This is a genomic window from Alcanivorax sp. IL2, assembly GCF_047495475.1.
In the GTDB taxonomy this organism is placed as follows: domain Bacteria; phylum Pseudomonadota; class Gammaproteobacteria; order Pseudomonadales; family Alcanivoracaceae; genus Alcanivorax.
Genome location: NZ_CP179932.1, coordinates 2,581,601 through 2,607,496, shown reverse-complemented (window position 1 = coordinate 2,607,496; position 25,896 = coordinate 2,581,601). Strand labels below are relative to the sequence as shown.

The window sequence follows — 25,896 nt, the reverse complement described above, 5'->3', positions numbered from 1 at the left end:
GAATGTGTGATCAGCGTCATAGGACTGCTTGCCGCCTCGGGTTCGTCCGGTAGCGCCCGCGGGATCGGGCTGAGCGCGGGAAACATAATAAATAAAGGGTTCGACCATGCTTCGAAAACTTGGGTTTGGCTTAACCGCACTGGTAATCATGTCACCAGGCGTTGCGGCGGCTTTAGGGGTTGGGGAATACGAGCTTAATTCCTACCTGAATCAACCCCTGGATATGGAAATTTCCCTGCATGAGGTTGGGGATCTGACCGCAGAGGAAATCCTCGTAAACCTGGCGTCGCAGGCCGAATTCGACGCAGCCGGGGTGGATCGTGCCTATTTCCTCAACCGTATGGATTTTGCGGTTGAGCTGCAGGCCGGTGACAAGGCGCTGCTGCATATCACCACGGATCAACCGGTTCGCGAACCTTATCTGAATTTTCTGGTGGAGTTTCTCTGGCCCACCGGTCGTCTGATGCGTGAGTACACGGTGCTGCTGGACCCGCCCAGCTATGCCGACAGTGCTTCTACAGCTGCACCCACCATCAGCCGGGCGCCACAGCCGGTAACCCGCAGTGAGCCGGAATTTGAGCCGCAGGCTGCACCGAGTCGCCCGGCCGCCCAGTCATCCCCGTCAGAATCTGTAAGCTCGGCTCCCGCTGCCAGCCAGCCTGTGGCGGATAGCGGTCAGCGCAACACCTACACGGTAAAAGCCTCCGATACCATGTGGCGTATCGCTCTGGACAACCGTCCTGCAGAGAGCGTTTCTGTGCAGCAGATGCTGGTTGCTATCCAGACCATGAATTCTGACGCCTTTATCAACAATAACGTCAACCTGGTTCGGGAAGGCACGGTGCTACGCATTCCCAACGAACAGGAAGTGCGCAATATCTCTACCCGTAATGCCATCGTGGAAGTCGCTGACCAGAATCGTAAATGGCGCGAGATGCTGGAGGCCCGTGGCATTGCGGCTCCTCAGCAGCGTGCCCAGCTTGATGGTAGCCGCCAGGTTGCCGGCAGTGATGACGATGAGCAGGGTCCGACCACCGGGCAGGTGAAGCTGGTTTCTCCGGAATCCACCTCTGGTGTGGATGATGGCGACAGCACCGGCTCGGCCCGTGATGGCAGCGCCAGTACTGCCGTGCTTGAGAATGAGTTGGCCATTCGTGACGAGAATCTGGACCGTCTTGACCGGGAAAATTCCGAGCTCAAATCACGCCTGGATGATCTTGAGAGCCAAACTCGCACCAGCGAGCAATTGCTGAAGCTGCGTAACGACCAGATTGCGCAATTGCAGGACGAACTGCGCAAGTTGCGGGAAGAGCAGGGTGTCGCCGTGGAAGGCGATGATCCGCTAATGGAAGAGCCGGCTGAACCAGTGGTGGCTGCGGATGATGAAACGGATGTCACCGCCAGCGGCGACGATGGATTAGCGGCAAGCGGTGATGACGCCTCCGGGCCGACTGCTGGCGACGATGCTGACAGCGCTGCTGTTGCACAAACCGATTCCGGCGTCACCGAGGATGTCTCTGCAGCGGCTGGCGATGGCGACGGTGTTGACGCTGAAGCGCAGGAAAATACTGATGCAGCCGTTACTGCGGCTGAGCCTGCAGTGGAAAAAGCGCCAGAAGTGGCCAAGCCAAAGCCGGTGGCACCTGCGCAGCCTCCAGTCCAGGAGCAGGGCGGTATTGTCGCTTTGTTACTCGATAACCTGATGTATATCGGCCTGGGGCTGGTTGCCATCCTGCTGTTGGTCTTCCTGCTGCTGCGCGGCAAGAAGAAGGATAGCGGCGATGAAGAGTCCGATGGCGCGCTGTTTGAAGACCTGGATGATGAAGGCCAGGACGAATTCGGCCTCAACCTGGACGATGACAATGTCGCCACAGGTGCTGTCGCTGACCACGATGAAGATGCCGAGGTTCCGCAGCAGACTAGCAGCCAGGATCCGCTGGAAGACGTGGAAGTCTATGTGGCCTACGGCCGCTACCCGCAGGCGGTGGATTTCCTGCGCAACGAAATCAACAAGCATCCTCAGCGGGCGGACCTGAAAGTTCGCTTGTTGGAACTGCTCAAGGAAATGAATGACGAGGCTGCCTTCCAGCAGCAGACCAGCATTTTTGCTGGCACGTCCCCCGAGGTTGATGAGGCCATTGCCCGTCTGGGGGGTAGCGCCCCATCCCAGACAGCAGACAGTGATGACGACGCGCTGTCCCTGGATGATCTGGAAATGGGCCTGTCCTCGGGTCTGGATGACGATGTTCCCACCATGCAGGCCGATGAGCCGGAATCGTCTGCTGCCACCTCTGATGACCTGGCGAAAGGGGATCAGGGCGATGAGCTGGCTGATTTTGATTTCGAGCTGGATGCAGATGAGGACAGCGACAGTGAAGATCACACCCTGATGCTGGATCCTTCCGAGGATACGGCCTCTCTGGATGATGATTTCAGTCTGGATTTTGAAGACGACAGCAAGGCGGAAGCTGAGCAGGAAACGCCGCTTTCCGATGCCGACAAGCAGTCCCTGGGTGCCAGCCCTGTTCTGGAGCTGGACGATGTCAGCAGTTCCTCCATGGGCGACGGTGATGCCGAGTACGGGGATCTGAATCTGGATGATATGAGCCTCGAGTTCGATGAGTCCGGTGACAGTGAAGACAGTAAGGAAGAGCTGGATCTTTCCCTGGATGACCTGGACCTGGATGGCGACTCTGGTGAAAGTGTTGATGACACCCTGACGGATCTGGACCTGGAACTGGACGCGGCGGAGAAATCCCTGGCCGGTTCTGCGGACACTGACGCCAAGGATGATCTCGCCGATCTGGATCTGGAGATGCCCGCTGACGAGCCGACCCCGGCGCCGGATCAGGCCGCATCCCTCGAAGATTTGCTGGGCGACGATGATCTGCAGCTGGACGACCAGGACGACAGCCTGTCTCTGGATGAGGAGCCAGTTCAGGAAGAGTCACAGCCTGAAGCGCCAATCCCTGCGCCTGAGCCGCAAGCCCCGGTTGCTGCCGCTGAGCCGGAAGACGACATTGAGCCGTCTGTTGCACCCCAGGCCTCCGGCGATGTTCTGGGTGACGAGGACGATTTCGACTTCCTCGGTGAGACCGACGAAAACGCTACCAAGCTGGATCTGGCCAAGGCCTATATCGACATGGGTGATAGCGAAGGTGCCCGTGATATCCTCAACGAGGTGATCTCTGAAGGTAGCGATCAGCAACAGGCGGAAGCCCGTGAGCTGATGGGGCAGGTTGGTTAACCCTCTGCCGCTAGGAAATAAGGGGGCGATGCCTTAAGGTATCGCCCCCTTTTTGTTTTAGTTGCGAGTTGAACGTTCGGCGTTGAAACAGCGTGTGGTGGTGGGGCGTTGAACGTTGATCGCCCTGCCCGTGAAGCAGGCCTCCACATGCGGGTTTATCTTGTCGGCTGGATGGCACTTCGGTTCGCGATTTAACTTTCAGCTTTGACCTTTCAACTGAGGTTGCCATGGCCCGGATCGCCCTTGGAATTGAATACGACGGTACCGACTTTCGTGGCTGGCAGACCCAGCAAGCCGGTGTAAGAACCGTGCAGGAATGCCTTGAGAAAGCGCTATCGAAAGTAGCGGACCATCCTGTGTCTGTGGTCTGTGCCGGTCGCACCGATGCGGGCGTGCATGGCACCGGCCAGGTGGTGCATTTTGACTCCAATGCCCCCCGGGAAATGAAAAGCTGGATCATGGGAGGCAATACCAACCTGCCTCGGGATGTGACCGTGCGCTGGGCCACCCCGGTAAGCGAAGATTTCCACGCGCGGTTTTCTGCTGTCAGTCGCCGCTATCGTTACGTCATCTACAACCACTCACGCCCACCGGCCTTGTATCGCAATCAGGTGACCTGGAATTATCGGCCGCTCAATCTCAACGCCATGCGTGAAGCGGCTGGCCACCTGGTTGGCAGCCACGATTTTACTGCTTACCGCAGTGTGCACTGTCAGGCGAAGTCACCGCACAAGACCCTGCACAGTCTGAAACTGCATGAAGTTGGCAAGGTGATCGTGCTGGAAGCTCATGCTAACGCCTTCTTGATGCATATGGTGCGTAATATGGCAGGTGTGCTGATGACGATCGGTGCGGGCAAGCGACCAGCCTATTGGGCTCGTGAGGTGCTGGAATCCGGGGATCGTCGCAAGGGGGCAGCAACAGCACCACCCTTTGGCTTGTACCTCGTGGACATCGAATACCCGGACCATTTCGATTTACCCAGAGAGCCGCTTGGCCCCCTGTGGTTGCCGCATTCTCTTGAGGCATAATGAGCAACGGGGCAGTGGTGAATGATTTATGGCTAATGCCCCGAAACATCCCTAATCCGCCGGGCTTTTGATACACTGGAGAACCCATGGCCATACCCCGGGTCAAAATCTGTGGCATCACCCGCATCGAAGATGGACTGGCGGCGGCAAACGCCGGTGCCGATGCCATTGGTCTGGTGTTTTACGAGCCCAGCCCCCGTTACGTGACGGTCGCCAGGGCGGCGGCAATATGTGCGAGTCTGCCACCGTTTGTGACCACGGTTGGTTTGTTCGTGAATGCATCGCAAGCCGCCATTGACCATGTATTGGCTCAGGTGCCGCTGGATCTGCTGCAATTTCATGGTGATGAGCCGGCGCAGTTCTGCTCCCGTTTTTCGCGTCCCTGGATCAAGGCGGTGCGAATGAAAGATGATGTGGATCTGTATCGCTACGCGATGGAATATCGGGAAGCGGCTGGGCTTTTGGTGGATAGCTATGTGCCCGGTGTCCCTGGTGGTACCGGTGAGACGTTTAACTGGGGCAGATTACCCAAGGGTCTGCCCCTTCCCGTGGTGCTGGCCGGTGGCCTGCATCCGGGCAATGTGGCCGATGCCGTAGCACAGGTGCGGCCTTGGGCGGTGGATGTCAGTGGCGGCGTTGAGCAGAAGACTGTTCAGGGCGGCCGCAGTGGAGGGGTCAAGGACCCATCCGCCATCCGCGCCTTTATCAAAAGTGCGAAAATACGAGGAGTAGCTGGTGTCTGAACGCCCTGATTTTTCTGCTTTTCCTGACGCCCGAGGCCATTTCGGCCAGTTTGGCGGCTGTTTTGTTTCCGAGACCCTGATGGGGGCTCTGGACGATCTGGCCGCTATGTATGAGCGTCTCAAGGATGATCCGCAGTTCCGTGCGGATTTCGACTATGACCTGGCCCACTATGTTGGCCGTCCGTCCCCGCTGTACCTGGCGGAGCGATGGTCGAAGCAGCTCGGCGGTGCAAAGATCTGGCTCAAGCGTGAAGACCTGAACCATACCGGTGCCCACAAGGTGAACAACACCATTGGCCAGGCGCTGTTGGCCAAACATATGGGCAAGCCGCGGGTGATTGCGGAAACCGGGGCAGGGCAGCACGGTGTGGCAACGGCCACTGTGGCGGCTCGGCTGGGTCTCAAGTGTCAGGTGTATATGGGCGCTGAAGATGTGGAGCGGCAAAAGCTCAACGTCTACCGCATGAAGCTGCTGGGCGCTGAGGTGATTCCGGTGACGTCCGGTTCAAAAACCCTCAAAGACGCCATGAACGAGGCAATGCGTGACTGGGTAACAAACGTAGATGATACCTTCTACATCATCGGTACCGTGGCCGGCCCGCACCCGTATCCGCTTCTGGTGCGTGACTTCCAGTGCGTGATCGGTCGTGAAGCCCGCGAGCAGAGCCTCAAGCAGGCGGGCAAGTTGCCTGATGCGCTGGTGGCATGTGTCGGAGGTGGTTCCAATGCCATTGGCCTGTTCCATCCTTTCCTCAATGATGATGGTGTGGCCATGTATGGCGTGGAAGCTGCGGGTGACGGTATCGAAACCGGCCGCCATGCAGCACCGTTGAGTGCCGGTCGTCCGGGTGTATTGCACGGTAACCGTACCTACCTGATGGAAGATGATAATGGCCAGATCATCGAGACCCATTCCGTGTCTGCTGGCCTGGATTATCCTGGTGTGGGCCCAGAGCATTCCTGGCTGAAGGATCTGGGTCGGGTAAATTATGTGTCGGCGGATGACAAGGAAGCCCTCTCGGCGTTCCGTGAGCTGACCCAGGTAGAGGGCATCATGCCGGCTCTGGAATCGGCTCATGCGCTGGCCTATGCTCGCAAACTGGCTCCGACCATGTCTCCGGATCAGGACATCGTTATCAACCTGTCCGGTCGTGGAGACAAGGATATTCTGACTGTCGCCGCCATCGATGGCATTGAATTTTAAGGAGCAGTAATGCGTCGTATTGAAAGCTGTTTTCAGCGGTTGGCCGAGCAGAAGCGCAAGGCCCTGATTCCCTTTGTGACCGCCGGTGATTCCAGTAAGGAAGTGACAGTGCCGTTGATGCACGCCATGGTGGAAGCGGGTGCCGACATCATTGAGCTGGGCGTGCCTTTCTCGGACCCAATGGCCGATGGCCCGGTGATCCAGAAGGCCTGTGAGCGGGCCCTGGCCCATGGCACCTCCACCCATGATGTGCTGGCCATGGTCAAGGAGTTCCGCGAGCGCGATACCCATACCCCAGTCGTACTGATGGGCTATCTGAACCCGGTGGAGGCGCTTGGCTACGAAAATTTTGCCAAGGCCGCCTCGCAAGCCGGCGTGGATGGCATCTTGCTGGTGGACCTGCCGCCGGAAGAAGCCCTGGAAATCAAGCCGGTGATGGATGCCCACGAGCTGGACATGATTTTCCTGGTGGCGCCCACTACGTCGGATGCCCGTATCAAGCTGATTGGCAAGGCCGGCTCCGGCTACTTGTATTACGTTTCCTTGAAGGGCGTGACCGGCTCCGCATCACTGAATGTGGACGAGGTAGCCGGACGGGTTGAAACAATTCGCAACCTTGCTCAATTGCCCATTGGTGTCGGCTTTGGTATCAAAGACGCTGAATCTGCACAGGCGGTGAGCCGGGTGTCCGATGGTGTGGTCGTTGGTAGTGCTCTGGTGAACCAGATCGCTGCCAATCCGGATAACCCGGAGGCGATCAATAAGGCCATCAGTGACATCCTGGCCGCCATGCGCAACGCTATGGATCAGTAACGGGACCTTTGCATGAGCAACAGCAACTGGCTGGAGAAAATCCTGCCTGCAGTACGTCGCCCCCAGGAAAACCGGCGCAACAACATTCCCGAGGGGCTGTGGCGTAAATGCCCGCGCTGCGACGGGGTGGTGTACCGGCCCGAACTGGACCGCAACATGGATGTTTGCCCGAAGTGTGAGCATCACCTGCGAATCAATGCCCGGCGGCGGCTCAAGCTGTTTCTGGACGAGGGGCCGCAGACGGAAATCGGTGCCGAACTGGCGCCAGTAGACCGTCTCAAGTTCAAGGACTCCAAAAAGTACAAGGACAGACTGGTTGCTGCCCAGAAAGCCACCGAAGAGAACGATGCCCTGATTGTCCTGAAAGGCGCCCTGCACGGTGAGCCCCTTGTGGCCTGTGCCTTCGAGTTCAACTTCATGGGTGGTTCCATGGGCTCGGTGGTCGGCGAGCGTTTTGTTCGCGCGGTGGATGTGTGCCTGGAGCAGAAGCTTCCGCTGGTGTGTTTCTCGGCAAGTGGCGGCGCGCGCATGCAGGAGGCGCTTTTCTCCCTCATGCAGATGGCCAAGACCAGCGCGGCGCTGGAAAAGATGCGCCAGGCGGGGTTGCCGTTCATCTCTGTGCTGACCGATCCAGTGTATGGCGGTGTGTCTGCGTCCCTGGCCATGCTGGGTGATGTGAATGTGGCTGAGCCCAATGCCCTGATCGGCTTTGCCGGACCCCGGGTGATTGAACAGACCGTGCGACAGAAATTACCCGAGGGGTTCCAGCGCAGTGAATTCCTGGTTGATCACGGTGCCATCGACATGATCGTGTCTCGCCACGATATGCGCGATACCCTCCATCGCCTGCTGGCGAACATGATGGGCTGGCCCCTCCAGACTGTTGATGACTGAAGACTCTGCCGCTTCCGTTCTGGCCGCCTGGCTGGAGCGGATCGAGGCCATGCATCCCACCGAAATCGAACTGGGTCTGGAGCGCATCCGCCAAGTGGCACGTCGTCTTGGGGTGGATTCCATGCCGGTGCCGGTGATCACCGTGGCTGGTACCAATGGAAAAGGCTCCACCCTGCGCCTGATGCAGGTTCTGGCTGAGCGCCATGGCCGTAGAGTCTGTCTCTACACCTCTCCTCATCTGCATCGTTTCAATGAGCGTGTGTGTCTGCCCGACGGTTTAGCCTCGGATCAGCAGCTCTGTGAGGCGTTTGAGCAGGTCGAGCAGGCACGCCAGGATATTTCCCTGACCTATTTTGAGTTCAGTACCCTGGCGGCACTGTGGCTCTTCCGGCGCAGCGAGGCGGATCTGGTGCTACTGGAAGTCGGTCTGGGTGGCCGGCTTGATGCGGTGAATATCGTCGACCCGAATGTGGCGGTGGTCACCTCTGTAGGACTGGATCACCAGGACTGGCTGGGTGACACCCGCGAGGCCATTGCCCGGGAAAAATGCGGCATTGCTCGTTCCGGCAGACCGCTGGTTTTCGGTGAGGCAGACTGGCCGAACAATCTGTCGGCCCTGGCAGAGCACTATGGCGTTGAGCCGGTGTTCGCCGGGCGGGAGTTTCGCCTCAATAAGCAGGGAGTCACGCTCTGTGATGGTCGTGAGTTGGGCTTTCCCGGCAGGGTGACCCTGGGTCGGGATAACCTGGCGACCGCGTGTCAGGCGCTTGTTCTGGCTGGGGTCCCGGTTACTACACAGGACTGCATGGCGGTGGCCGATGTGCCGCTGTTCGGGCGTTGTGAATTTCGCCAGTTGCAGGGACACCCCTGCTGGTTTGATGTGGGGCATAATCTGGCGGCGGTGACCCGCTTCCTGCAACTGTTGCCACCCTGCGAAGGCCGGCGGCATCTGGTGTTCGGAATGATGGCGGACAAGCCCATTGAGGATGTGGTGGCCTTATTCGCCGACCAGCCGGTGAGCTGGCACCTCGCTGCCCCGGCCATGGCTCGGGCAGCATCGCCATCCAGGCTGGCAGCTGCGTTGCCGGCGCAGGCGCCATCCAGTCAGTATGAGAGTATCTCCGAGGCACTGAGGGGAGCCCTGGGCGCTGCACAGAGCAGCGATCAGGTGCTAATCTTTGGGTCTTTCTATACCGTTGCGGAAGCGAGGGGAGAGCAAGGTGGATAAACGAACCCGCCAGCGCATTATCGGCATTGTCCTGTTGTTGGTTCTGGCGGCTGTCCTGGCGCCCTTTGTGTTCCGGTCTCCGGACCAGATTCGCAATGCGCTGGATATGCAAATTCCGGATCAGCCAGAAATGACCGCGGTGAATGTGGAGCCGGTGGTCTCAGAAGAGATGGAAAGCGCTGCAGCGGAGCGTATCCAGTCCGAGCGTGACGCTGTCAAAGAGGCGGCCCAAGAGCAGTTGCGGGCCGAGACGGACAGCGCCGATGAATCTCCTGCTGATGACCGTGAAGACAGCCAGGCAGCGCCGATTATCGACGACGCGCCCGTGCCACCGCCGGTTAAACCGGATGATAGCCCGGTTCTGGCCGGTTTCGTGGTCCAGGTGGGCAGTTATTCCAGTGCTGATAATGCTGCAGGTGTGGTGGACAAGCTGAAAGCCGCTGGCTACCGGGCCTATAGCGAAACCGACAGCCACCAGGGCAAGGTCGTTCATCGCGTCATGGTGGGCCCGGAAATCCACAAGAAGGATGCCGAGCGAACCCGCCAGCAGCTGGCGGATGACAGTCGTTTTGGCTTCAAGGGGCTGGTGCGGATTTATGCACCCTGATTGCCAGCGCCCATCGGGCGTATCCATGGGCAAGTGCTCCTGCCTCTGTTAAACTTCCCCCTCTGAATTTTCCGGGCAGCCTGGTGCGGACAAGCGCGCCTGGTTGCCTCAGGAATCAAGCCGGTGAGAGCACGCTTTACATGAATCTGGCAGACGCCATCATTCTGATCGTCATCGCAATTTCCGCTTTGCTGAGCGTGCGCCGTGGCTTCACCCGCGAAGCCTTTTCATTGCTCACCTGGGTGGCTGCCTTTATCATCGCGCGCCTGTTCAGCCCGGCCCTGGATCTCCTTCTTCAAGATCAGATTGCCACCCCCAGCCTGCGAGCCGCCGTTGCTTTCGGTTTGCTGTTTGTCCTGACGCTGGTGGTGGGCGCCCTGATTAACCATCTGCTCGGTGAATTGATCCGTGTTACCGGGCTGAGCAGCACTGATCGCTTACTGGGAATGGTCTTCGGCGCCTTGCGAGGGGTGCTGCTGATGGTCGTGCTGGTAGCCTTGGGTCGGCATATGTTTGGCGCTGACCCGTGGTGGCAAGAATCTACTCTGGTTCCGCATCTGGTCATGATGGAAGCGTGGACTCGGGACATGGGTGAGAAGCTGCTCGCCCTGGTCATGAACGTATAAGCAACGAGGGTGTGTAAGACATCATTGATATCGATGGTGTTAGCAGGCCCTAACGAGAGGAAAGTACCATGTGCGGCATTGTGGGCATTGTCGGCCATCGCTATGTGAACCAGGGCATCTATGATGCGCTGACAGTCCTTCAGCATCGGGGGCAGGATGCAGCCGGTATCGTTACCTGTGACGGGGATCGTCTCTATCTGCGCAAGGACAATGGCATGGTGCGCGACGTGTTCCGCACCCGCCATATGCGCCGTCTGGTGGGGAACATGGGCATTGGCCATGTGCGCTATCCCACAGCCGGCAGCTCCAGTTCGGCCGAAGCTCAGCCGTTCTATGTGAATTCGCCCTACGGCATCACCCTGGCTCACAACGGCAACCTCACTAACGCTGAGGCACTGGCGGAGCACATTTTCCGGGCTGATCTGCGCCATATCAATACCACCTCCGATTCCGAGGTGCTGTTGAATGTGTTCGCTCACGAATTGCAGAGCATTGGCAAGCTGCAGCCAGAACCAAACGATATTTTTGATGCCGTGGCCGCGGTTCACAAGCGGGTCGAAGGCGCTTATGCAGTGGTGGCCATGATCACCGGTTACGGCATTCTGGCATTCCGCGACCCCCACGGTATTCGTCCGGTCTGCTTTGGGCGCAAGGATACGCCCAGCGGCCCCGAGTACATGGTGGCTTCCGAGTCTGTGGCTTTGTCTTCCCTGGGCTTTCATATCGAACGAGACCTGGAGCCGGGTGAAGCCATTTATATTACTGCCGAAGGGGAAATGCACACCCGTCAATGTGCCGATAAACCCAGCCTTCACCCATGCATTTTCGAACAGGTTTACCTGGCTCGTCCTGACTCGATCATCGACGGTATCTCGGTGTACAAGGCGCGTTTGCGCATGGGTGAGAAACTGGCGGAGAAAGTGGAGCGAGAGTGGCCGGATCACGATATTGACGTGGTGATTCCAATTCCGGATACCAGCCGTACTTCGGCCCTGCAGATGGCCAATCACCTTGGCGTCAAATACCGCGAAGGCTTCATCAAGAACCGTTATATTGGCCGCACCTTCATCATGCCCGGCCAACAGCAGCGCAAGAAGTCGGTACGCCAGAAACTCAATGCCATCGAGTTGGAATTCAAGGGCAAGAATGTGCTGCTGGTGGATGATTCCATTGTGCGCGGCACCACCTGTAACGAGATCATCCAGATGGCGCGCGAAGCCGGCGCCAAGAAGGTGTATTTTGCCTCCGCGGCGCCAGCGGTACAGTTCCCCAATGTCTATGGCATCGATATGCCGGCTGCCCAGGAGTTGATTGCCCACGGTCGTACCACCGAGGAAATCGGCAAACTGATTGGTGCGGACAAATTGATCTATCAAGATCTGGAAGATCTGGTGGAAACGTGCAAGGAAGGCAATCCCGGAGTGGAGTCCTTTGACTGTTCCGTGTTCAATGGAGTCTATCTGGCAGGAAACATCACACCGGAATACCTGGCAAGCCTGGAAGCACGGCGCAATGACATGGCCAAGGGCAGTAATGAAAAAACCCAGGCACTGGCGGATAACGAGATTATCGACCTGCACAACACAAACTGAGTAAGACCCAAGGGAAAATTGAGGCTATCAATGAACGATCTTGATCCGACACAACTCGATGTGGAAACGCTGGCAATCCGCACTGCACAGTTGCGTACGGACGAGATGGCGCACTCGGATCCGATTTTCCTGACATCCAGTTTTGTCTATGAAAGCGCCGCCCAGGCGGCAGCGCGATTTGGCGGGCAGGAACCGGGCAATATCTATTCCCGTTTCACCAACCCGACCGTTCGTGCTTTTGAACAGCGCCTGGCTGCGCTGGAAGGAGGGGAGGCCTGTGTGGCCTTTGCCTCCGGTATGGCCGCTATCAGTGGCACTTTCTTTTCCTTGTTGGCACCAGGCGATCATATCGTCAGCTCCCGCAGTGTGTTCGGTACCACCAATGTGGTATTTGACAAATATCTGTCCAAATTCGGCATCGAGACGTCACTGGTGGACCTTAGCGACCTGAAGGACTGGGAAGCGGCAATCCGCCCGGAAACCCGTATCTTGTATCTGGAAACGCCGTCCAATCCGCTATCGGAAATTGGTGATATAGGTGCCTTGGCCAAACTGGCCCACGACAATGGCGCCTTGCTGGTGGTGGATAACTGTTTCTGCACACCGGCCTTGCAGAAACCGCTGGAACTGGGCGCGGATATCATTATTCACAGTGCCACCAAATACCTGGATGGTCAGGGTCGCTGTCTTGGTGGCGCGGTGGTCGGGCGTAAAACGGAAATGGAAGAAGTGCTGGGCTTTGTCCGTTCTGCGGGTGCCTGCATGAGCCCATTCAACGCCTGGGTATTCCTGAAGGGGCTGGAAACACTGTCGTTGCGCATGGAAGCACAGAGTGCGCGCACTCAAGCGTTGGCCGAGTGGCTGGAAAGCCAGCCGGGCATCGTGCGGGTGCACTATGCGGGTCTGAAGAATCATCCCCAGCATGCACTGGCCGGTAAGCAGCAGTCCGGTTACGGTGCGGTCATGTCTATTGAAGTAGAAGATGCCGCGGGTAACCGGGATAGACAGGCAGCCTGGCGCTTTATTGATGCCACCCGACTGATTTCCATTACCGCAAACCTGGGGGATGTTAAAACGACGATTACGCATCCGGCGTCAACCACCCATGGGCGCGTGAAAGAGGAAGAAAAACAACGGGCCGGGGTTACCGAAAACCTTATCCGTCTGGCCATTGGCCTGGAATCGGTCAAGGATCTCAAGGCAGATTTGAGCCGCGGGTTACAGGCGCTCGGTAGCGCATAAAACGAGACGTTGCATACATAGCAACCTGTGAACAGAAAACGCTTTGGCATGCCGCGTGAAGCGTGCAGCCTGTTGCGTTTGAAAGGGGAACCATGCAGGCACTGGATAAAGCCCTGGCCCAGGTGGGTCGTGTGGTACTGGGCAAAGAAGAACAACTGAAGCTCGCGCTTACCTGCATGCTGGCCAATGGCCATCTGCTTATCGAAGACCTGCCCGGCATGGGCAAAACCACCCTTGCACATGCCCTGGCCAGGGTGTTCAAGCTTGAGTACCGGCGAGTGCAATTCACCAGTGACATGTTGCCGGCGGATATTCTCGGCGTCTCCGTATTCGATCCCAACACCCAGCAATTCTCCCTTCGCGAAGGGCCGGTGTTCACCCAGTTGCTGCTGGCCGATGAGATCAACCGGGCCACACCGAAAACCCAGAGCGCTTTGCTGGAAGCCATGGAAGAGCGACAGGTGACCCTGGATGGGGTGACCCGCCCCTTGCCGCAACCGTTCTTTGTTGTCGCCACCCAGAACCCGGTGGACCAGGCGGGCACGTTTGTGTTGCCTGAATCCCAGCTTGACCGTTTTCTGATGCGGATTTCCCTGGGTTACCCAGCTCCGGAAGTGGAGTTGCAGTTGCTGGCCGGTGGCGACCTGCGCGAGCAGGTTCGCGAACTGCAGGCTGTGATTAACAGTGAAGGACTGATCAAATTGTCACGGGTAGTGGGCAAGGTCCGCGCCAGCCATGAGCTGCTGGACTATGTACAGCGTTTGCTGGATGCCACTCGTTCTGATGATCGTTTCGTTGCTGGCCTCTCTCCCCGTGCCGGGCTGGGCTTGCTAAAGGCAGCCCGGGCATGGGCCCTGGTCAGCGGCCGGGATTATGTGCTGCCGGAAGATGTGCAAGCGGTATGGCCATCCGTGGCGGAGCACCGTCTCAGTGCTCGTCAGGGAGGGAGTGTGGCGGCCATTACCCAATCCCTGCTGCAGTCCGTACCCGTCATCCGCCGCTAGCCCATGCAGCTGCCGGCGCCGATACGAAACCTTTACGAACGCTGGCTGGCCCGGCGTTTGCCGCCGGCCAGACAGATCGTGCTGGATCAACGACGCATCTTTATCTTCCCTACCGGTTACGGTTTCTTTTATCTGTTGGTCGCGGCGTTGTTGTTCATCGGTGGCATCAATTATGAAAATAACCTGATCCTGGCCTTGTCCTTCCTGCTCGCCAGCCTGTTTATGGTGGCAATTCTGCATACCTTCCGGAATCTGTCTGCTCTGGGTATACGTAACGGTGGCAGCGAATCCGGTTTTGCCGGAGAAGAAGGGGCGCTGGAAATCGTATTGTTTGCCCAGCGACGAGAACATCATTGCGTCTGGCTACGCTGGCGTGGCCAGGACGATCAGCAGATCAGCATCCGCCGAGGCGAAGAAGAAAGTTTGTGGCTGAACCTGCCTTTGGCAAAGCGGGGCAGGGTGATGGCGCCACGTCTCAAGGTGGAAAGCCGTTTTCCGCTCGGGCTGCTGCGTACCTGGTCCTATGTGTCGCTGGACCATTATTGCCTGGCCTGGCCGCGACCTGAGGAAAGCCTGGATTGTCCGGCAGATGGCGGTAAGGAAAATCAGCAGGCGTTCAGTAGTGGCCAGTCAGGGAATGACGAATTTCAGGGGCTGCGCAGCTACATCCCCGGGGATTCCCTTCGCCGGGTAGACTGGAAAGGTTATGCACGGGGCCGCGGGCTGAATACCAAGCAGTTCGAAGAGCCGGTGGGTGGCCGCCTTTGGTTGCGTTGGGATTGTTTGCAGGGGCTTGGCGAGGAGCAGCGTCTGTCAGTGCTGTGCTACTGGATTTTGCAACTGGATCCGCAGCGCCAACCCTATGGTTTGAAGTTGCCGGGCCTGACACTTGCACCGGATACCGGTGACGTGCATCGCTGGCGTCTGCTGGACGCCCTGGCCAGTTATCCGGATTTCTGAGGCTCTCCATGGCGCGCATTTATCAGGTTCCGTCCCATACCCGACTCTGGCTCGCCCTGGCTGTCGTGCTGTGCTCCTTGCCGCAACTTGTCAAAGGGCCTCTCTGGCAGGCCGGGTTATTGGTGCTGGTGATTCTGATCCGCTGGTTGGTGGAGCAGCAGCGGCTGATGTTGCCGGGCCGCATGGTTCGTTCGCTGTTGTTGATTGGCGCTGTGGCGCTGACCTTTTACAGCTTCGGTAGACTTTATGGCCCGCAAGCAGGCGTTGCCTTGCTGGTCAGCCTGTTTGCGCTCAAGTATCTGGAAGTGGTGCAGCAGCGTGATGCCTATGTGGTGGTTGTGCTGGGGTATTTCGTCTGTGCAACGGCGCTGCTGTTTTCCCAGACACCAGGCATGTTTCTCTATGTGGTCCTGTGCATGACGGTCCTTACCACCTGCCTGGTGGGGATAAATCACAGTGATACCCGTGCCAGTGGTCTTCTGCATGGCAGGCGTGCGGTGGTGATTACCCTGCAGGCGGTCCCACTGATGGTGGTGTTGTTCCTGTTGGTGCCTCGTGTGGCACCGCTGTGGAATATGCAGGTGGGGGGTGACAAGGCTCGCACTGGCATGACCGACAGCATGTCGCCGGGCCAGATTAGCGAGTTGTCGGAATCCGCAGAGCTGGCTTTTCGGGTGGACTTTCAGGGTGATGTGCCGTCTCGGGCCCAGCGTTATTGGCGGGGGCTGACACTGAGCCACTATGACGGGCGTACCTGGCAGCAGGCAGTACCTCAGGGACAGTCGGAATCGGAATATCTTTACCGACGAGGAACCGAAAAACCGGACTGGTACCAACGGCTTGAGAGCCGTTACTCGTCGGAGCAGCAGCGCTATCGCTACCAGGTGATCGCAGAACCGACTCAGCGGCGCTGGCTTTTCAGTCTGGCCGTTCCTTTCCCCCTGGATGGAGACATGGCGCTGGCAAAGGACATGCGTCTGGTGGCCAACCAACCGGTGTCGCAGCGGTTCGCCTATCGGGTAGAAAGCGTGCCTGCTGCCGCTGAGGTTATAGGCCTGGAGGGGCAAGAGCGGCAACTGATGCTGTCGTTGCCCCAAGATGGGGGAAGCCGGGCTAGAGGGCTGGCACAACAATGGCGTCTGGAAAGTGGCACCGCCGCCGATTCTGCCCGTGATATCGCTCAGCGAGCACTGCGTTATTTCCGTGAGCAACCCTTCCATTACACCCTGCGACCACCACGGCTCACAGCGGATCCGATTGATGAATTTCTGTTTCGTACCCGTCGGGGGTTCTGTGAGCATTATGCCTCCAGCTTTACCTTTCTGATGCGGGCTGCAGGAGTCCCGGCGAGGGTTGTTGTCGGCTATCAGGGGGGCGAGCAGAACGAACTGGGTAGCCATTTGCTGGTCCGGCAGTACGATGCCCATGCCTGGAGTGAAATCTGGCTGGACGGGCAGGGATGGACCCGGGTTGACCCGACCGGCGCGGTTGCGCCCGAGCGTATCGAACTTGGGCTCAGGGAGGCCCTTGAGAATAGTGAAGATGGCAGCGATGTGCTGGATGATCTGGGGCTGCGTCGCTTCTCGGATGGTGGCTTGTTCGCGACACTCAGTCAGTGGATGGATTACGTGGATTTCCGCTGGCAGACCTGGGTGCTGGGCTATGACAGCGCCTTTCAGTACGAACTTCTGGAAGATCTGCTTGGTGCGGTTACGCCAGTGCGCATTGCCATTGCCCTGATTGTCGCCGTGACCCTGTTGATGGGGCTGTATGCATTGTTTCTGTTGTGGCAAAGCGGTAATGAAAAGCTGACCCTGATGGAGCGGGAATACTGGCGGCTGCATCAGCGTGCCAGTGAACGGGGGCGGCCTCTGGTGGCGGGTCTTACTCCCATGCAACTGTGTCAGGCGATCAGTGAACAGTGGCCCCAGGCGGCGGTTGCTGCCGAGAACTGGGCTAAATACTATCAGAAGCTCCACTATGATCCGCTTTCACCGCCGGATAAACAGCAAAAGCGCCATTTACGCAGCCTGAGAAATCGCTTATACAAATTATTGGACTAGTGTGCTATCACTAGATCATGGCCCACCGGCCACGAGCTGCGATAACCGGTTGTTATGGAGAACGACAAATGCGCGCCGCAAATTACAAGAAAGGGCTCGAACTCACTGACCACAGCCCCTGGGCACAGGCCTTCTGGGACGATCTGGTACCGTTGAAAAACCGGGTGGTAGAGCATCCGGTGTTTGTGGAAATGGGGGCCGGGACACTGAGCCTGCCTCGTTTTCGCAGTGCCTTGCTGAATTTCTACCCGTTGGTTGAGAATTTCCCCAAATACATGGGCCTGAATCTGGCCAAGACCCAGCCGGGCCGTTACCCGGGGCACGAAGAAAGCAAGAATTGGTTGATCAGCAATATCAAGGTCGAACAGCGCCATGCCTACTGGTACCAGGACTGGGCCATGGGCTTTGGCATCACCCTGCAAGAGCTTGATTTCGTCGCACCGCCGGCAGCCATGGACGCGGTCAATCATTACCTCTGGCATATGGGCCGACAGGCGAGCCTGGAGGAGGGATTGGCCGCTACCAATCTGGCCATTGAATGGGCCACCGGGGAATGGAGCCAGAGTGTGGTCAAGGGCATGCAGGCCTACCAGGAAAATGGAGTGGCCACCATCAACCGCCATTCCATGGCCTGGTTGCGGGCCCACGCCTCCTACGATGATGCGCATCCCCACGAGGCCATGGAGTTGATCAAACTCACCTGTGCTGATGAAGCAAGCCGGGAGAGGGCTTTCGCGGCAGCGGCCAAGGGGCTCGAATACTACATTTTGGCGCTGGACTACTGTTACTCAGAGTCGGATTGAATCGACGGGCCATACCTGCAAAGCCGGGAAAGCTGCCTATTGAGTCTGGGTGGTTGTTCCCGGCCTGATGGCTTTGTTCACGATTAACAGTTCACTGCCTCTACATATAGACTTTCAGCTTGTCGCGTATGACGCGCTGTATCGCTTTGATCTCCATGGGTGAGCGTTCCGATAGTCTGGAAGGCTGGATTCTGTGCAGATGCAGGCAGGGAAAATCTTTTTTGAAGGCGCGCAGATCCCCTTTGGTGATGACCGGTAAAAACGGAATGTCACTGGACTCCTTTTTCATCAGGGCCCACAGGCCCACTTTCAGGGGCACCGGTTTGATAACCCGCTTGCCGTACTTGAGCAGACGTAACGTCAGAAACAGTCCTTCCTTGCCAAACAAATCCCCCGGCACGATATACATGCCCGTGGCGTGAACACTGTGGTCGCCAATACCGTTGAAGGTATCGTGGTAAGCATAGGGGTTGGGCAGAATCACCAGTGAGCGATCATCATCCGGTGGTATGGAAATATCATAGTTGGTATAGAGCTGTTCCACCGGTGCACTGTAAACGCACAGGGTATCCTGAAACTGTTTGATAAAGTTGACCGCCCGCTGGTGGTTGTCAAAGTCATTCAGTTTCCAGATAAGGTGCTCTGGAATCCCCAAGTCGTTCAGCATATATCACTATATCGAGTAGTTATTAATTATTAGATGATGAGCAGAATATAGCATAGGTTTATCCCCCAACCAGTGGTATTGCCCTATCAAAATGACCAGAAGTGACCGCCGTCACGGCGACTGAGCAATGGACGGAACGAATGCAGAAAGAATTTCCCGTTGATGATGTTGTCGTGCCATTGCGTGACGCCTTGCTGAGTGTGGGCTGTGCGATTCTGGAAGCGCCGCCCGGCGCCGGAAAATCCACCCGGGTGCCGCTACGGCTACTGGACCATTTCGGTGCTGATCAGGGTCGTATTCTCATGCTGGAACCACGCCGGGTGGCGGCTCGTTCCGTGGCCACCTTTATGGCCTCTCAGCTTGGAGAGCCGGTAGGGCAAACCGTTGGTTACCGGACCCGCACCGATACCCGGGTTAGTGCTGCCACCCGGTTGGAAGTTGTCACTGAAGGTGTGCTAACACGCATGGCATTGAGTGATCCGGAGTTGCAGGGCATCTCACTGGTGATCTTTGATGAGTTCCATGAACGCTCCCTGAATGCGGATCTGGGACTGGCGCTGGTCAGTGAAATCCGTGAAGCATTCCGGCCGGATCTCGGGCTGCTGGTCATGTCCGCCACGCTGGATTGCGGACCCCTGGTGACCCTGCTGGATGCTCCGGTGATTCGCAGTGAAGGGCGCAGTTTTCCGGTCGATGTGATCTATCGACCGCCGGCCCCCCGTCAGGATTGGCGTGATCACTGCGTCCAGCAAATTCGCTCTGTGGTCGGTGATGCCCAGGTGGTACTGGTGTTTCTGCCCGGCCGAGGGGATATCCAGCGGGTGGCTCGGGGTCTGTCTGAATCCGGACTCAGCTTGCCGATTGCCGAGTTGCATGGAGGTCTGCCGCTGGCCCAGCAACAGCAGGTGCTGGAGTCAGCCAGAAACGGCGATGCCCTGATTGTGCTGACCACCAATGTGGCGGAAACCAGTCTCACCATCGAGGGGGTCACCCACGTGATTGATAGTGGCCTGGCCCGGGAACCGGCCTATGATCCGGCCCGCCACCGTAGCCGGTTGGTAACGCGTCGGATCAGTGAGGCCAGCGCCCGCCAGCGCAGCGGGCGGGCGGGGCGATTAGGGCCCGGTTGCTGTCTGCGGTTATGGTCCGAGTCCGAGGTCATGGCCAGTCATCAGAAGCCGGAAATAGCCCGAGTAGCGCTGGATCAGCTGGTGCTCGATCTGGCCCGCTGGGGATGCCGAGAGCCGCAGCAGATGCACTGGCTGGACCAACCGCCAGCGCCGGCCTGGCAGAGCGCGGTGGCCAGGCTTCGCGATGGTGGGGCGCTGGATGTGCATGGCGGACTGACAGAGCATGGTGCAGCCATCGCCCGCCTGGGAATCGAGCCGGCACTGGCCATGCTGATACTGGCAGGCAGAGAGCAGGGTCTGCCGGTGGCCGCCGCGCGAGTCGCTGCCTTGTTGTCCGAGCGGGGCATCCTCAATGGTCAGGGCGTGGATTTACGTCGTCGCCTGCGGGCACTGGAAACCAACCCTGACCGTCACAGACTGCTACTGGCTGAAGCGCAGCGACTAGTGCCAGGCAAACCGCGCGATAGCACTGACTGGCGGAATGGTCTGGGTGAACTGCTGGCCCGGGTCTACCCACGACAGGTGGCTCGCCTGCGTCAGGCGCAGGGCAATCGATACCAGATGATGGATGGCCCCGGTGTACAGCTGCCACCGGGAGACAGTCTGGCTGGCACACAATGGCTGTTGATTCTGGACACGGATGGCCAGCCCCGGGATGCCCGCATCCGACTCGCCATGCCGCTGGAAGAGGCAGATCTGCAAGCAGTCATGGCACAGCAGGGACAGTGGCATGAGAAGATTGGCTGGGATAGAGAGCGCCAGCGGGTAACCGGTTGGCGCCAACATAGCCTGGGCGCCATTGTCCTGCAGAGCCAGCCCATGGAATCGTTGAGCGCGGATCAACAGATTGAGGGTCTGCTGGAGGGGTTGCGTGCGGAGGGTTTGAAGCTGTTGCCTTTGTCTGAGGGCAGGCGGCAGTGGCAGGCGAGGGTGAAAAAACTGGCGGCTGTGGACGAAGACGGCTGGCCGGATGTCAGTGATGCGGCCTTGCTTGAAAATCTGGAAAGCTGGCTGGCGCCGTTTCTGGTCGGCATGCGCACGTTGCAGGACCTGCAGAAGGTAGCAGTGCGTGACGCCCTCAATGTGTTGCTGACGGCAGACCAGCACAAGCGTCTGCAACGCTGTATGCCTGAGACTGTCGCCATTCCCACCGGGCGGCGGGTGCAACTCGATTACACGGGGGATACGGTGGTGCTGGCCGCCAAGCTTCAGGAGCTGTTCGGGCTCTCCCAACTACCGGTCATTGCTGAGGGCAGGCTGGCTATCAGTGCCCATCTGTTGACCCCGGCAGGACGGCCGGCAGCGATTACCGATAACCTGGAACGGTTCTGGCGAGAAAACTACCAGGCGGTTCGCAAGGACTTGCGTGGCCGGTACCCCAAACATCCCTGGCCAGAAGACCCTCTTGCGGCAGAGGCTACGGTGCTAACCAAGCGCCGCCTCAATGCTGGCCAGTAACGAGCTTGAGTATCGTTAACGCTTCCGCCACAACCAAAAACGCCCGGCATGAGCCGGGCGTTTTTGGTTCGTGAAGCGATCAGTCAATCTTAAACAGATTGAGCAACCGGGATCTTCACGGTATCTGCCACGTCCTGGTACTCCGCCATCTGGTCGAAGTTCAGGTAGCGGTAGATCTCGGAGGACATGGAATCGATGGTGTTCGCGTATTCCATATACTCTTCGGTGGTGGGCAGCTTGCCGAGGATAGACGCCACAGACGCCAGCTCAGCCGATGCCAGGTACACATCCGCACCCTGACCCAGACGGTTCGGGAAGTTACGGGTGGAGGTGGATACCGCAGTGGACTTCGGCGCGATGCGAGCCTGGTTCCCCATGCACAGGGAGCAGCCCGGCATCTCGGTGCGCGCACCGGCACTGCCGAAGATGTTGTAGTAGCCTTCTTCGGTGAGCTGGTGTTGATCCATCTTGGTCGGCGGAGCGATCCACAGACGGGTCGGCATGGTGCCGCTTTCCACTTTCTGCAGCAGTTTACCGGCGGCACGGAAGTGACCGATGTTGGTCATGCAGGAACCGATGAACACTTCGTCGATCTTGGCGCCAGCCACGTCGGACAGGGTCTTGGCATCGTCCGGGTCGTTCGGGCAGCACAGTACCGGTTCGTTGATCTGGTCCATGTCGATTTCGATGACGGTGTGGTACTCGGCATCGGCGTCGGCACGCATCAGGCTCGGGTTGGCCAGCCACTCTTCCATGCCCTGGATACGACGCTCAATGGTGCGGGCATCGCCGTAGCCATTGGAGATCATCCACTTGAGCATGGTGATGTTGGACTTCAGGTACTCGGTCACGCTGTCTTCCGACAGGGTGATGGTACAGCCGGCAGCGGAACGCTCGGCGGATGCATCGGACAGCTCGAATGCCTGCTCGACGGTCAGGTCGTCGAGACCTTCGATTTCCAGGACGCGACCGGAGAACACGTTGACCTTGCCGGCTTTGGCAACGGTCAGGTGGCCGTCTTTGATGGCCTGCAGTGGAATCGCGTGTACCAGGTCACGCAGGGTGATGCCCGGCTGGCGTTTGCCCTTGAAGCGAACCAGAACCGATTCCGGCATGTCCAGCGGCATAACGCCGGTAGCGGCAGCAAAGGCTACCAGGCCAGAGCCCGCGGGGAAGGAGATGCCCATGGGGAAACGGGTATGGGAGTCACCACCGGTGCCGACAGTGTCTGGCAGCAGCATGCGGTTCAGCCAGGAGTGGATGATGCCGTCGCCCGGACGCAGGGAGACACCGCCACGGTTCATGATGAAGTCGGGCAGGGTGTGCTGGGTTTCCACGTCAACCGGCTTGGGGTAAGCAGCGGTGTGACAGAAAGACTGCATCACCAGGTCTGCCTGGAAACCCAGGCAAGCGAGATCTTTCAGTTCATCACGGGTCATCGGGCCAGTGGTGTCCTGGGAACCCACGGTGGTCATCTTCGGCTCGCAGTACATGCCGGGGCGAACGCCGTCCAGGCCGCAGGCCTTGCCGACCATCTTCTGTGCCAGGGTGAAGCCCTTGTTGGAGTCGCCCGGTTGTTCCGGCTTGCGGAACAGTTCGGAAGGTGCCAGACCCAGGGCTTCGCGAGCCTTTGTGGTCAGGCCGCGGCCGATGATCAGGTTGATACGGCCGCCAGCGCGAACTTCGTCCAGCAGTACCTGGGAGCGTAGGTCGAATTCGGCAATCACTTCGCCGTTCTTTTCTACCTTGCCAGCGAACGGGTAAACGTCGATCTGGTCACCGGTTTCCATTTTGGAAACATCGCACTCGAAGGGCAGGGCGCCGGAGTCTTCCATGGTGTTGAAGAAGATGGGCGCGATCTTGCCACCGATGCAGACGCCGCCGGCGCGCTTGTTCGGTACGAACGGAATGTCGTCACCAAAGTGCCACAGCACGGAGTTGGTGGCGGACTTACGGGAGGAACCGGTACCCACAACGTCGCCCACGTAGGCAACGGGGAGGCCTTTGGCCTTCAGTTCTTCCATTTGCTTGAGCGGGCCGATTTCGCCGTCTTTTTCCGGGTGAATGCCTTCACGGGCATTCTTCAGCATGGCGTTGCCGTGCAGCGGGATATCCGGGCGGCTCCAGGCGTCCTGGGCCGGGGACAGGTCATCGGTGTTGGTTTCGCCGGTTACCTTGAAGACGGTCAGAGACATTTTCTCTGCCAGGTCTGCGCGATTGGTGAACCACTCGCCTTCAGCCCAGGACTCAATGACTTCCTTGGCCTTGGCGTTGCCGGCTTTCATCTTGTCTTCCACATCGTGGAAAGCATCGAAGACAAGCAGGGTGTGCTTGAGTTCGTCAGCAGCGATTTCTGCCAGTTCGGCATCATCCAGCGCTGAAACCAGCGTGGCCACATTATAGCCACCCTGCATGGTGCCCAGCAGCTGTACGGCACGTTTACGGTCGATCAGGGGAGAGCTGGCTTCACCGTTAACAATCGCGGTCAGGAAGGCGGCCTTCACGTAGGCGGCCTGGTCCACGCCCGGCGGTACGCGGTTAACGAACAGGTCCTGAATGAATTCTTCTTCGCCGGCCGGCGGGGTTTTCAGTAGTTCGACCAGCTCGGCAACTTGCTGCTCGTTCAACGGCTTGGGCGGCACACCGTCAGCGGCGCGCTCTTCAACATGTTTGCGATAGGCTTCTAGCACAGCGTTTCCCTCTTTACTCGAATTGGCTGATTTCTTTTGGAAATCAGTCTTTTAGGGTGTTACTGGGGGTTGGAATTGCGCGCGGAGTATAGCCGAAATGCCATCAACTGTTAAGCCAAACCGTGGTTACAGCCATTCATGTGATGAATACTCGCAATCACTGAAGGCGTGGTCAGTAGGGGGCTTTGTGGCCAGCGGGCGGTCGTCTGAAGCGTTTGTAGCTCCACAGGTACTGGGCGGGCTCTTCGTCGATCAGTCCTGCGATGGAGCGGTTCATGGCCTGGAGGGCGGTATCCAGATCTTCATCGGCGACTTGAGGGTCCGCCTGGCGCACGCGAATTTCGAAACCCTGACCCTCAGGGAGTCGGCGAGCCCAGGCCATGAAGGTCACCGCGCCGGTCTGACGGATCAGCTTGCAGGCCAGTGTGCCCGTGTACGTGGGCTGGCCATAAAAGGGAGCGTGCCGGCCACTGCGGCGATCCGGCACCTGATCGGGCAGGATGGCAGTAAGCGCACCTTTCTTCATGGCGCGCACCAGACCGGCCACCCCTCGTGCAGTAGTCGGGTACATGGTGGACCCAAAGTGTTCGCGGCCGGAACGTATCAGATCATCCACTTCCGGCAGTCCCGAGGGGGCAAACATGGCATGCAGCCCGAATTCGGTGGCCAACCAGAAATTGAGTACCTCCCAGCACCCCAGATGGGGAGCCAGAATCATCACTGGTTTACCCTCCATGACAGCCTGGCGGAGGGGGGCGTCGCCATCCACTGCCACGATCCGTTTCAGTCCTTGCTCAGGGTGTCGCCAGAAAAGAGCAATCTCGAAGGTGTTGCGGGCGCTTTCAAGAAGGGACTGACGGGCCAGATGGTGTCGTTGTGTTTCATCCAGATGGGGGTAGCACAGGGCCAAATTGATTCGGGACACGCGCTGGGCCTCGCTGGGGAGTCGCGCCAGCAGTGCTCCGAACAGGCTGGCTATGCAGCGGTTCACAGCATATGGAAGACAGGCGATCAGTCGCAGCGTGGTGACTGCGGCTACACCTTTGATGCGTTGAATTGTCGGATTGGTTCGTCGGCCCATGGCGGGAGAGTATAGGACGCTGGACGCTGGATGCCAGACGCTTGAGGCTTAAAAGTCAAAACAGACGATACCAGTCGGTGTCCGGAGTGATTATGTACCGCTATAATGCGCGCCGACCCTGAGGACGCCATGCACGATATTTCCCACATCCAAGCATTTCTGCCCTGCGCCACTCCGCCAGCCTGGATCGACTGGGCGCTGCAGCACCCGGACACCTTGCTGATTGACCATGCCCATTGCGAGAAGAAGGCCGCGAGCACAGCCCTGAATCTCATGTTCCGCTATGTGGACCGACCGGAATTGCTGGACGCCCTGAGCCAGCTTGCTCGTGAGGAGTTGCTGCATTTTGAGCAAGTGCTGCAGATCATGCGCCAGCGCGGCGTCACCTATGACCACATGACGCCGGCCCGCTATGCCAAGGGCCTGCGCCAGCATGTGCGCACCAGCGAACCCGGGCGGCTCATCGACACCCTGATTGTCGGTGCCCTGATTGAAGCGAGAAGCTGCGAGCGCTTTGCTGCGCTGGCTCCCCACGTAGATGAGGAACTGGGCCGCTACTACCGCTACCTGCTGAAAAGCGAATCACGGCACTTCGAGGATTACCTGACCCTGGCCGAACAATATGCCGGCGAGCCGATCGGGGAGCGGGTGGATTTCTTCAAGGAAGTGGAACGGGAGCTGGTGGAGTCGCCGGATTCGGAGTTTCGGTTTCATTCGGGAGTACCACAGCAGTTAACAGTGAATCGTTAATAGTTAACAGCTGCGCGAGCAGAGATTGTCTGTACCCTTAAACAACGAGGCCGCGCTCATCTT

20 protein-coding genes are annotated in these 25,896 nt (G+C 58.5%); 17 read left to right on the top strand and 3 right to left on the bottom strand.

The genetic code is table 11. From position 1 onward, the window contains the following. Window positions 1-106: 106 nt before the first annotated feature. The 15 genes from ACMG4N_RS12095 (at window position 107) to ACMG4N_RS12025 (ending at window position 18,057) form a co-directional block, all read left to right on the top strand. Window positions 107-3,247: a FimV/HubP family polar landmark protein gene (locus tag ACMG4N_RS12095; protein WP_414431830.1), complete on the top strand. Its 3,141-nt coding sequence runs from the start codon at window positions 107-109 to the stop codon at window positions 3,245-3,247. Window positions 3,248-3,474: 227 nt separating this feature from the next. Then, window positions 3,475-4,278 (top strand): tRNA pseudouridine(38-40) synthase TruA, encoded by an 804-nt coding sequence (truA, locus tag ACMG4N_RS12090; protein ID WP_414431828.1) that lies wholly within the window; start codon window positions 3,475-3,477, stop codon window positions 4,276-4,278. Window positions 4,279-4,364: 86 nt separating this feature from the next. Beyond that, a complete protein-coding gene (locus ACMG4N_RS12085; RefSeq protein ID WP_414431826.1) occupies window positions 4,365-5,021 on the top strand; it encodes a phosphoribosylanthranilate isomerase in 657 nt (218 codons plus the stop codon). Further along, entirely contained in the window at window positions 5,014-6,225 is a 1,212-nt protein-coding gene (gene trpB / locus ACMG4N_RS12080; protein WP_297764259.1) for a tryptophan synthase subunit beta, read from the top strand. The genes ACMG4N_RS12085 and trpB overlap by 8 nt, the downstream gene beginning before the upstream one ends. Window positions 6,226-6,234: 9 nt before the next feature. Continuing rightward, window positions 6,235-7,038, top strand: a complete 804-nt coding sequence (gene trpA, locus ACMG4N_RS12075) for a tryptophan synthase subunit alpha (RefSeq protein ID WP_414431823.1) — start codon at window positions 6,235-6,237, stop codon at window positions 7,036-7,038. Window positions 7,039-7,050: 12 nt separating this feature from the next. Then, window positions 7,051-7,932 carry an acetyl-CoA carboxylase, carboxyltransferase subunit beta gene (gene accD, locus ACMG4N_RS12070; RefSeq protein ID WP_035244153.1) on the top strand — a complete coding sequence of 294 codons (882 nt, stop codon included), beginning with the start codon at window positions 7,051-7,053 and terminating at the stop codon, window positions 7,930-7,932. After that, window positions 7,925-9,160, top strand: coding sequence for a bifunctional folylpolyglutamate synthase/dihydrofolate synthase (locus tag ACMG4N_RS12065; protein ID WP_414431821.1), 1,236 nt, complete (start codon window positions 7,925-7,927; stop codon window positions 9,158-9,160). Before accD ends, ACMG4N_RS12065 begins: the two co-directional genes overlap by 8 nt. Next, window positions 9,153-9,767 carry an SPOR domain-containing protein gene (locus tag ACMG4N_RS12060; RefSeq protein WP_414431820.1) on the top strand — a complete coding sequence of 205 codons (615 nt, stop codon included), beginning with the start codon at window positions 9,153-9,155 and terminating at the stop codon, window positions 9,765-9,767. The genes ACMG4N_RS12065 and ACMG4N_RS12060 overlap by 8 nt, the downstream gene beginning before the upstream one ends. A gap of 140 nt (window positions 9,768-9,907) precedes the next feature. Next, complete coding sequence (locus tag ACMG4N_RS12055) at window positions 9,908-10,393, top strand: CvpA family protein (RefSeq protein ID WP_035244160.1); 486 nt, start codon at window positions 9,908-9,910, stop codon at window positions 10,391-10,393. A 68-nt stretch (window positions 10,394-10,461) separates the two neighbouring features. Next, the gene (purF, locus tag ACMG4N_RS12050) at window positions 10,462-11,985 is read left to right on the top strand and encodes an amidophosphoribosyltransferase (protein ID WP_414431818.1); all 1,524 of its coding nucleotides are present in this window, start codon (window positions 10,462-10,464) and stop codon (window positions 11,983-11,985) included. A gap of 30 nt (window positions 11,986-12,015) precedes the next feature. Next, window positions 12,016-13,227: an O-succinylhomoserine sulfhydrylase gene (locus ACMG4N_RS12045; RefSeq protein WP_414431817.1), complete on the top strand. Its 1,212-nt coding sequence runs from the start codon at window positions 12,016-12,018 to the stop codon at window positions 13,225-13,227. A 92-nt stretch (window positions 13,228-13,319) separates the two neighbouring features. Continuing rightward, entirely contained in the window at window positions 13,320-14,231 is a 912-nt protein-coding gene (locus ACMG4N_RS12040) for an AAA family ATPase (RefSeq protein ID WP_297764238.1), read from the top strand. Between the two features lie 3 nt (window positions 14,232-14,234). Next, the gene (locus ACMG4N_RS12035) at window positions 14,235-15,191 is read left to right on the top strand and encodes a DUF58 domain-containing protein (protein WP_414431815.1); all 957 of its coding nucleotides are present in this window, start codon (window positions 14,235-14,237) and stop codon (window positions 15,189-15,191) included. A gap of 8 nt (window positions 15,192-15,199) precedes the next feature. Next, window positions 15,200-17,254: a transglutaminaseTgpA domain-containing protein gene (locus ACMG4N_RS12030; RefSeq protein WP_414431814.1), complete on the top strand. Its 2,055-nt coding sequence runs from the start codon at window positions 15,200-15,202 to the stop codon at window positions 17,252-17,254. A 68-nt stretch (window positions 17,255-17,322) separates the two neighbouring features. Next, on the top strand, window positions 17,323-18,057 hold the full coding sequence (locus tag ACMG4N_RS12025) for a TenA family transcriptional regulator (protein WP_414431812.1): 735 nt from the start codon (window positions 17,323-17,325) through the stop codon (window positions 18,055-18,057). Between the two features lie 100 nt (window positions 18,058-18,157). On the opposite strand, the gene ACMG4N_RS12020 is transcribed toward ACMG4N_RS12025, so the two are convergent. Further along, window positions 18,158-18,724 (bottom strand): hypothetical protein, encoded by a 567-nt coding sequence (locus ACMG4N_RS12020; protein ID WP_414431810.1) that lies wholly within the window; start codon window positions 18,722-18,724, stop codon window positions 18,158-18,160. A gap of 140 nt (window positions 18,725-18,864) precedes the next feature. On the opposite strand from ACMG4N_RS12020, the gene hrpB reads away from it, so the two are divergent. Then, on the top strand, window positions 18,865-21,312 hold the full coding sequence (gene hrpB, locus ACMG4N_RS12015) for an ATP-dependent helicase HrpB (protein WP_414431809.1): 2,448 nt from the start codon (window positions 18,865-18,867) through the stop codon (window positions 21,310-21,312). An 89-nt stretch (window positions 21,313-21,401) separates the two neighbouring features. On the opposite strand, the gene acnB is transcribed toward hrpB, so the two are convergent. Further along, entirely contained in the window at window positions 21,402-24,002 is a 2,601-nt protein-coding gene (gene acnB, locus ACMG4N_RS12010) for a bifunctional aconitate hydratase 2/2-methylisocitrate dehydratase (protein WP_297764219.1), read from the bottom strand. A gap of 172 nt (window positions 24,003-24,174) precedes the next feature. Beyond that, complete coding sequence (locus ACMG4N_RS12005) at window positions 24,175-25,083, bottom strand: lysophospholipid acyltransferase family protein (RefSeq protein WP_414431808.1); 909 nt, start codon at window positions 25,081-25,083, stop codon at window positions 24,175-24,177. A gap of 129 nt (window positions 25,084-25,212) precedes the next feature. Between ACMG4N_RS12005 and ACMG4N_RS12000 the strand changes: the two genes are divergently transcribed. Then, the gene (locus tag ACMG4N_RS12000; protein WP_297764213.1) at window positions 25,213-25,833 is read left to right on the top strand and encodes a tRNA-(ms[2]io[6]A)-hydroxylase; all 621 of its coding nucleotides are present in this window, start codon (window positions 25,213-25,215) and stop codon (window positions 25,831-25,833) included. Window positions 25,834-25,896 lie beyond the last annotated feature (63 nt).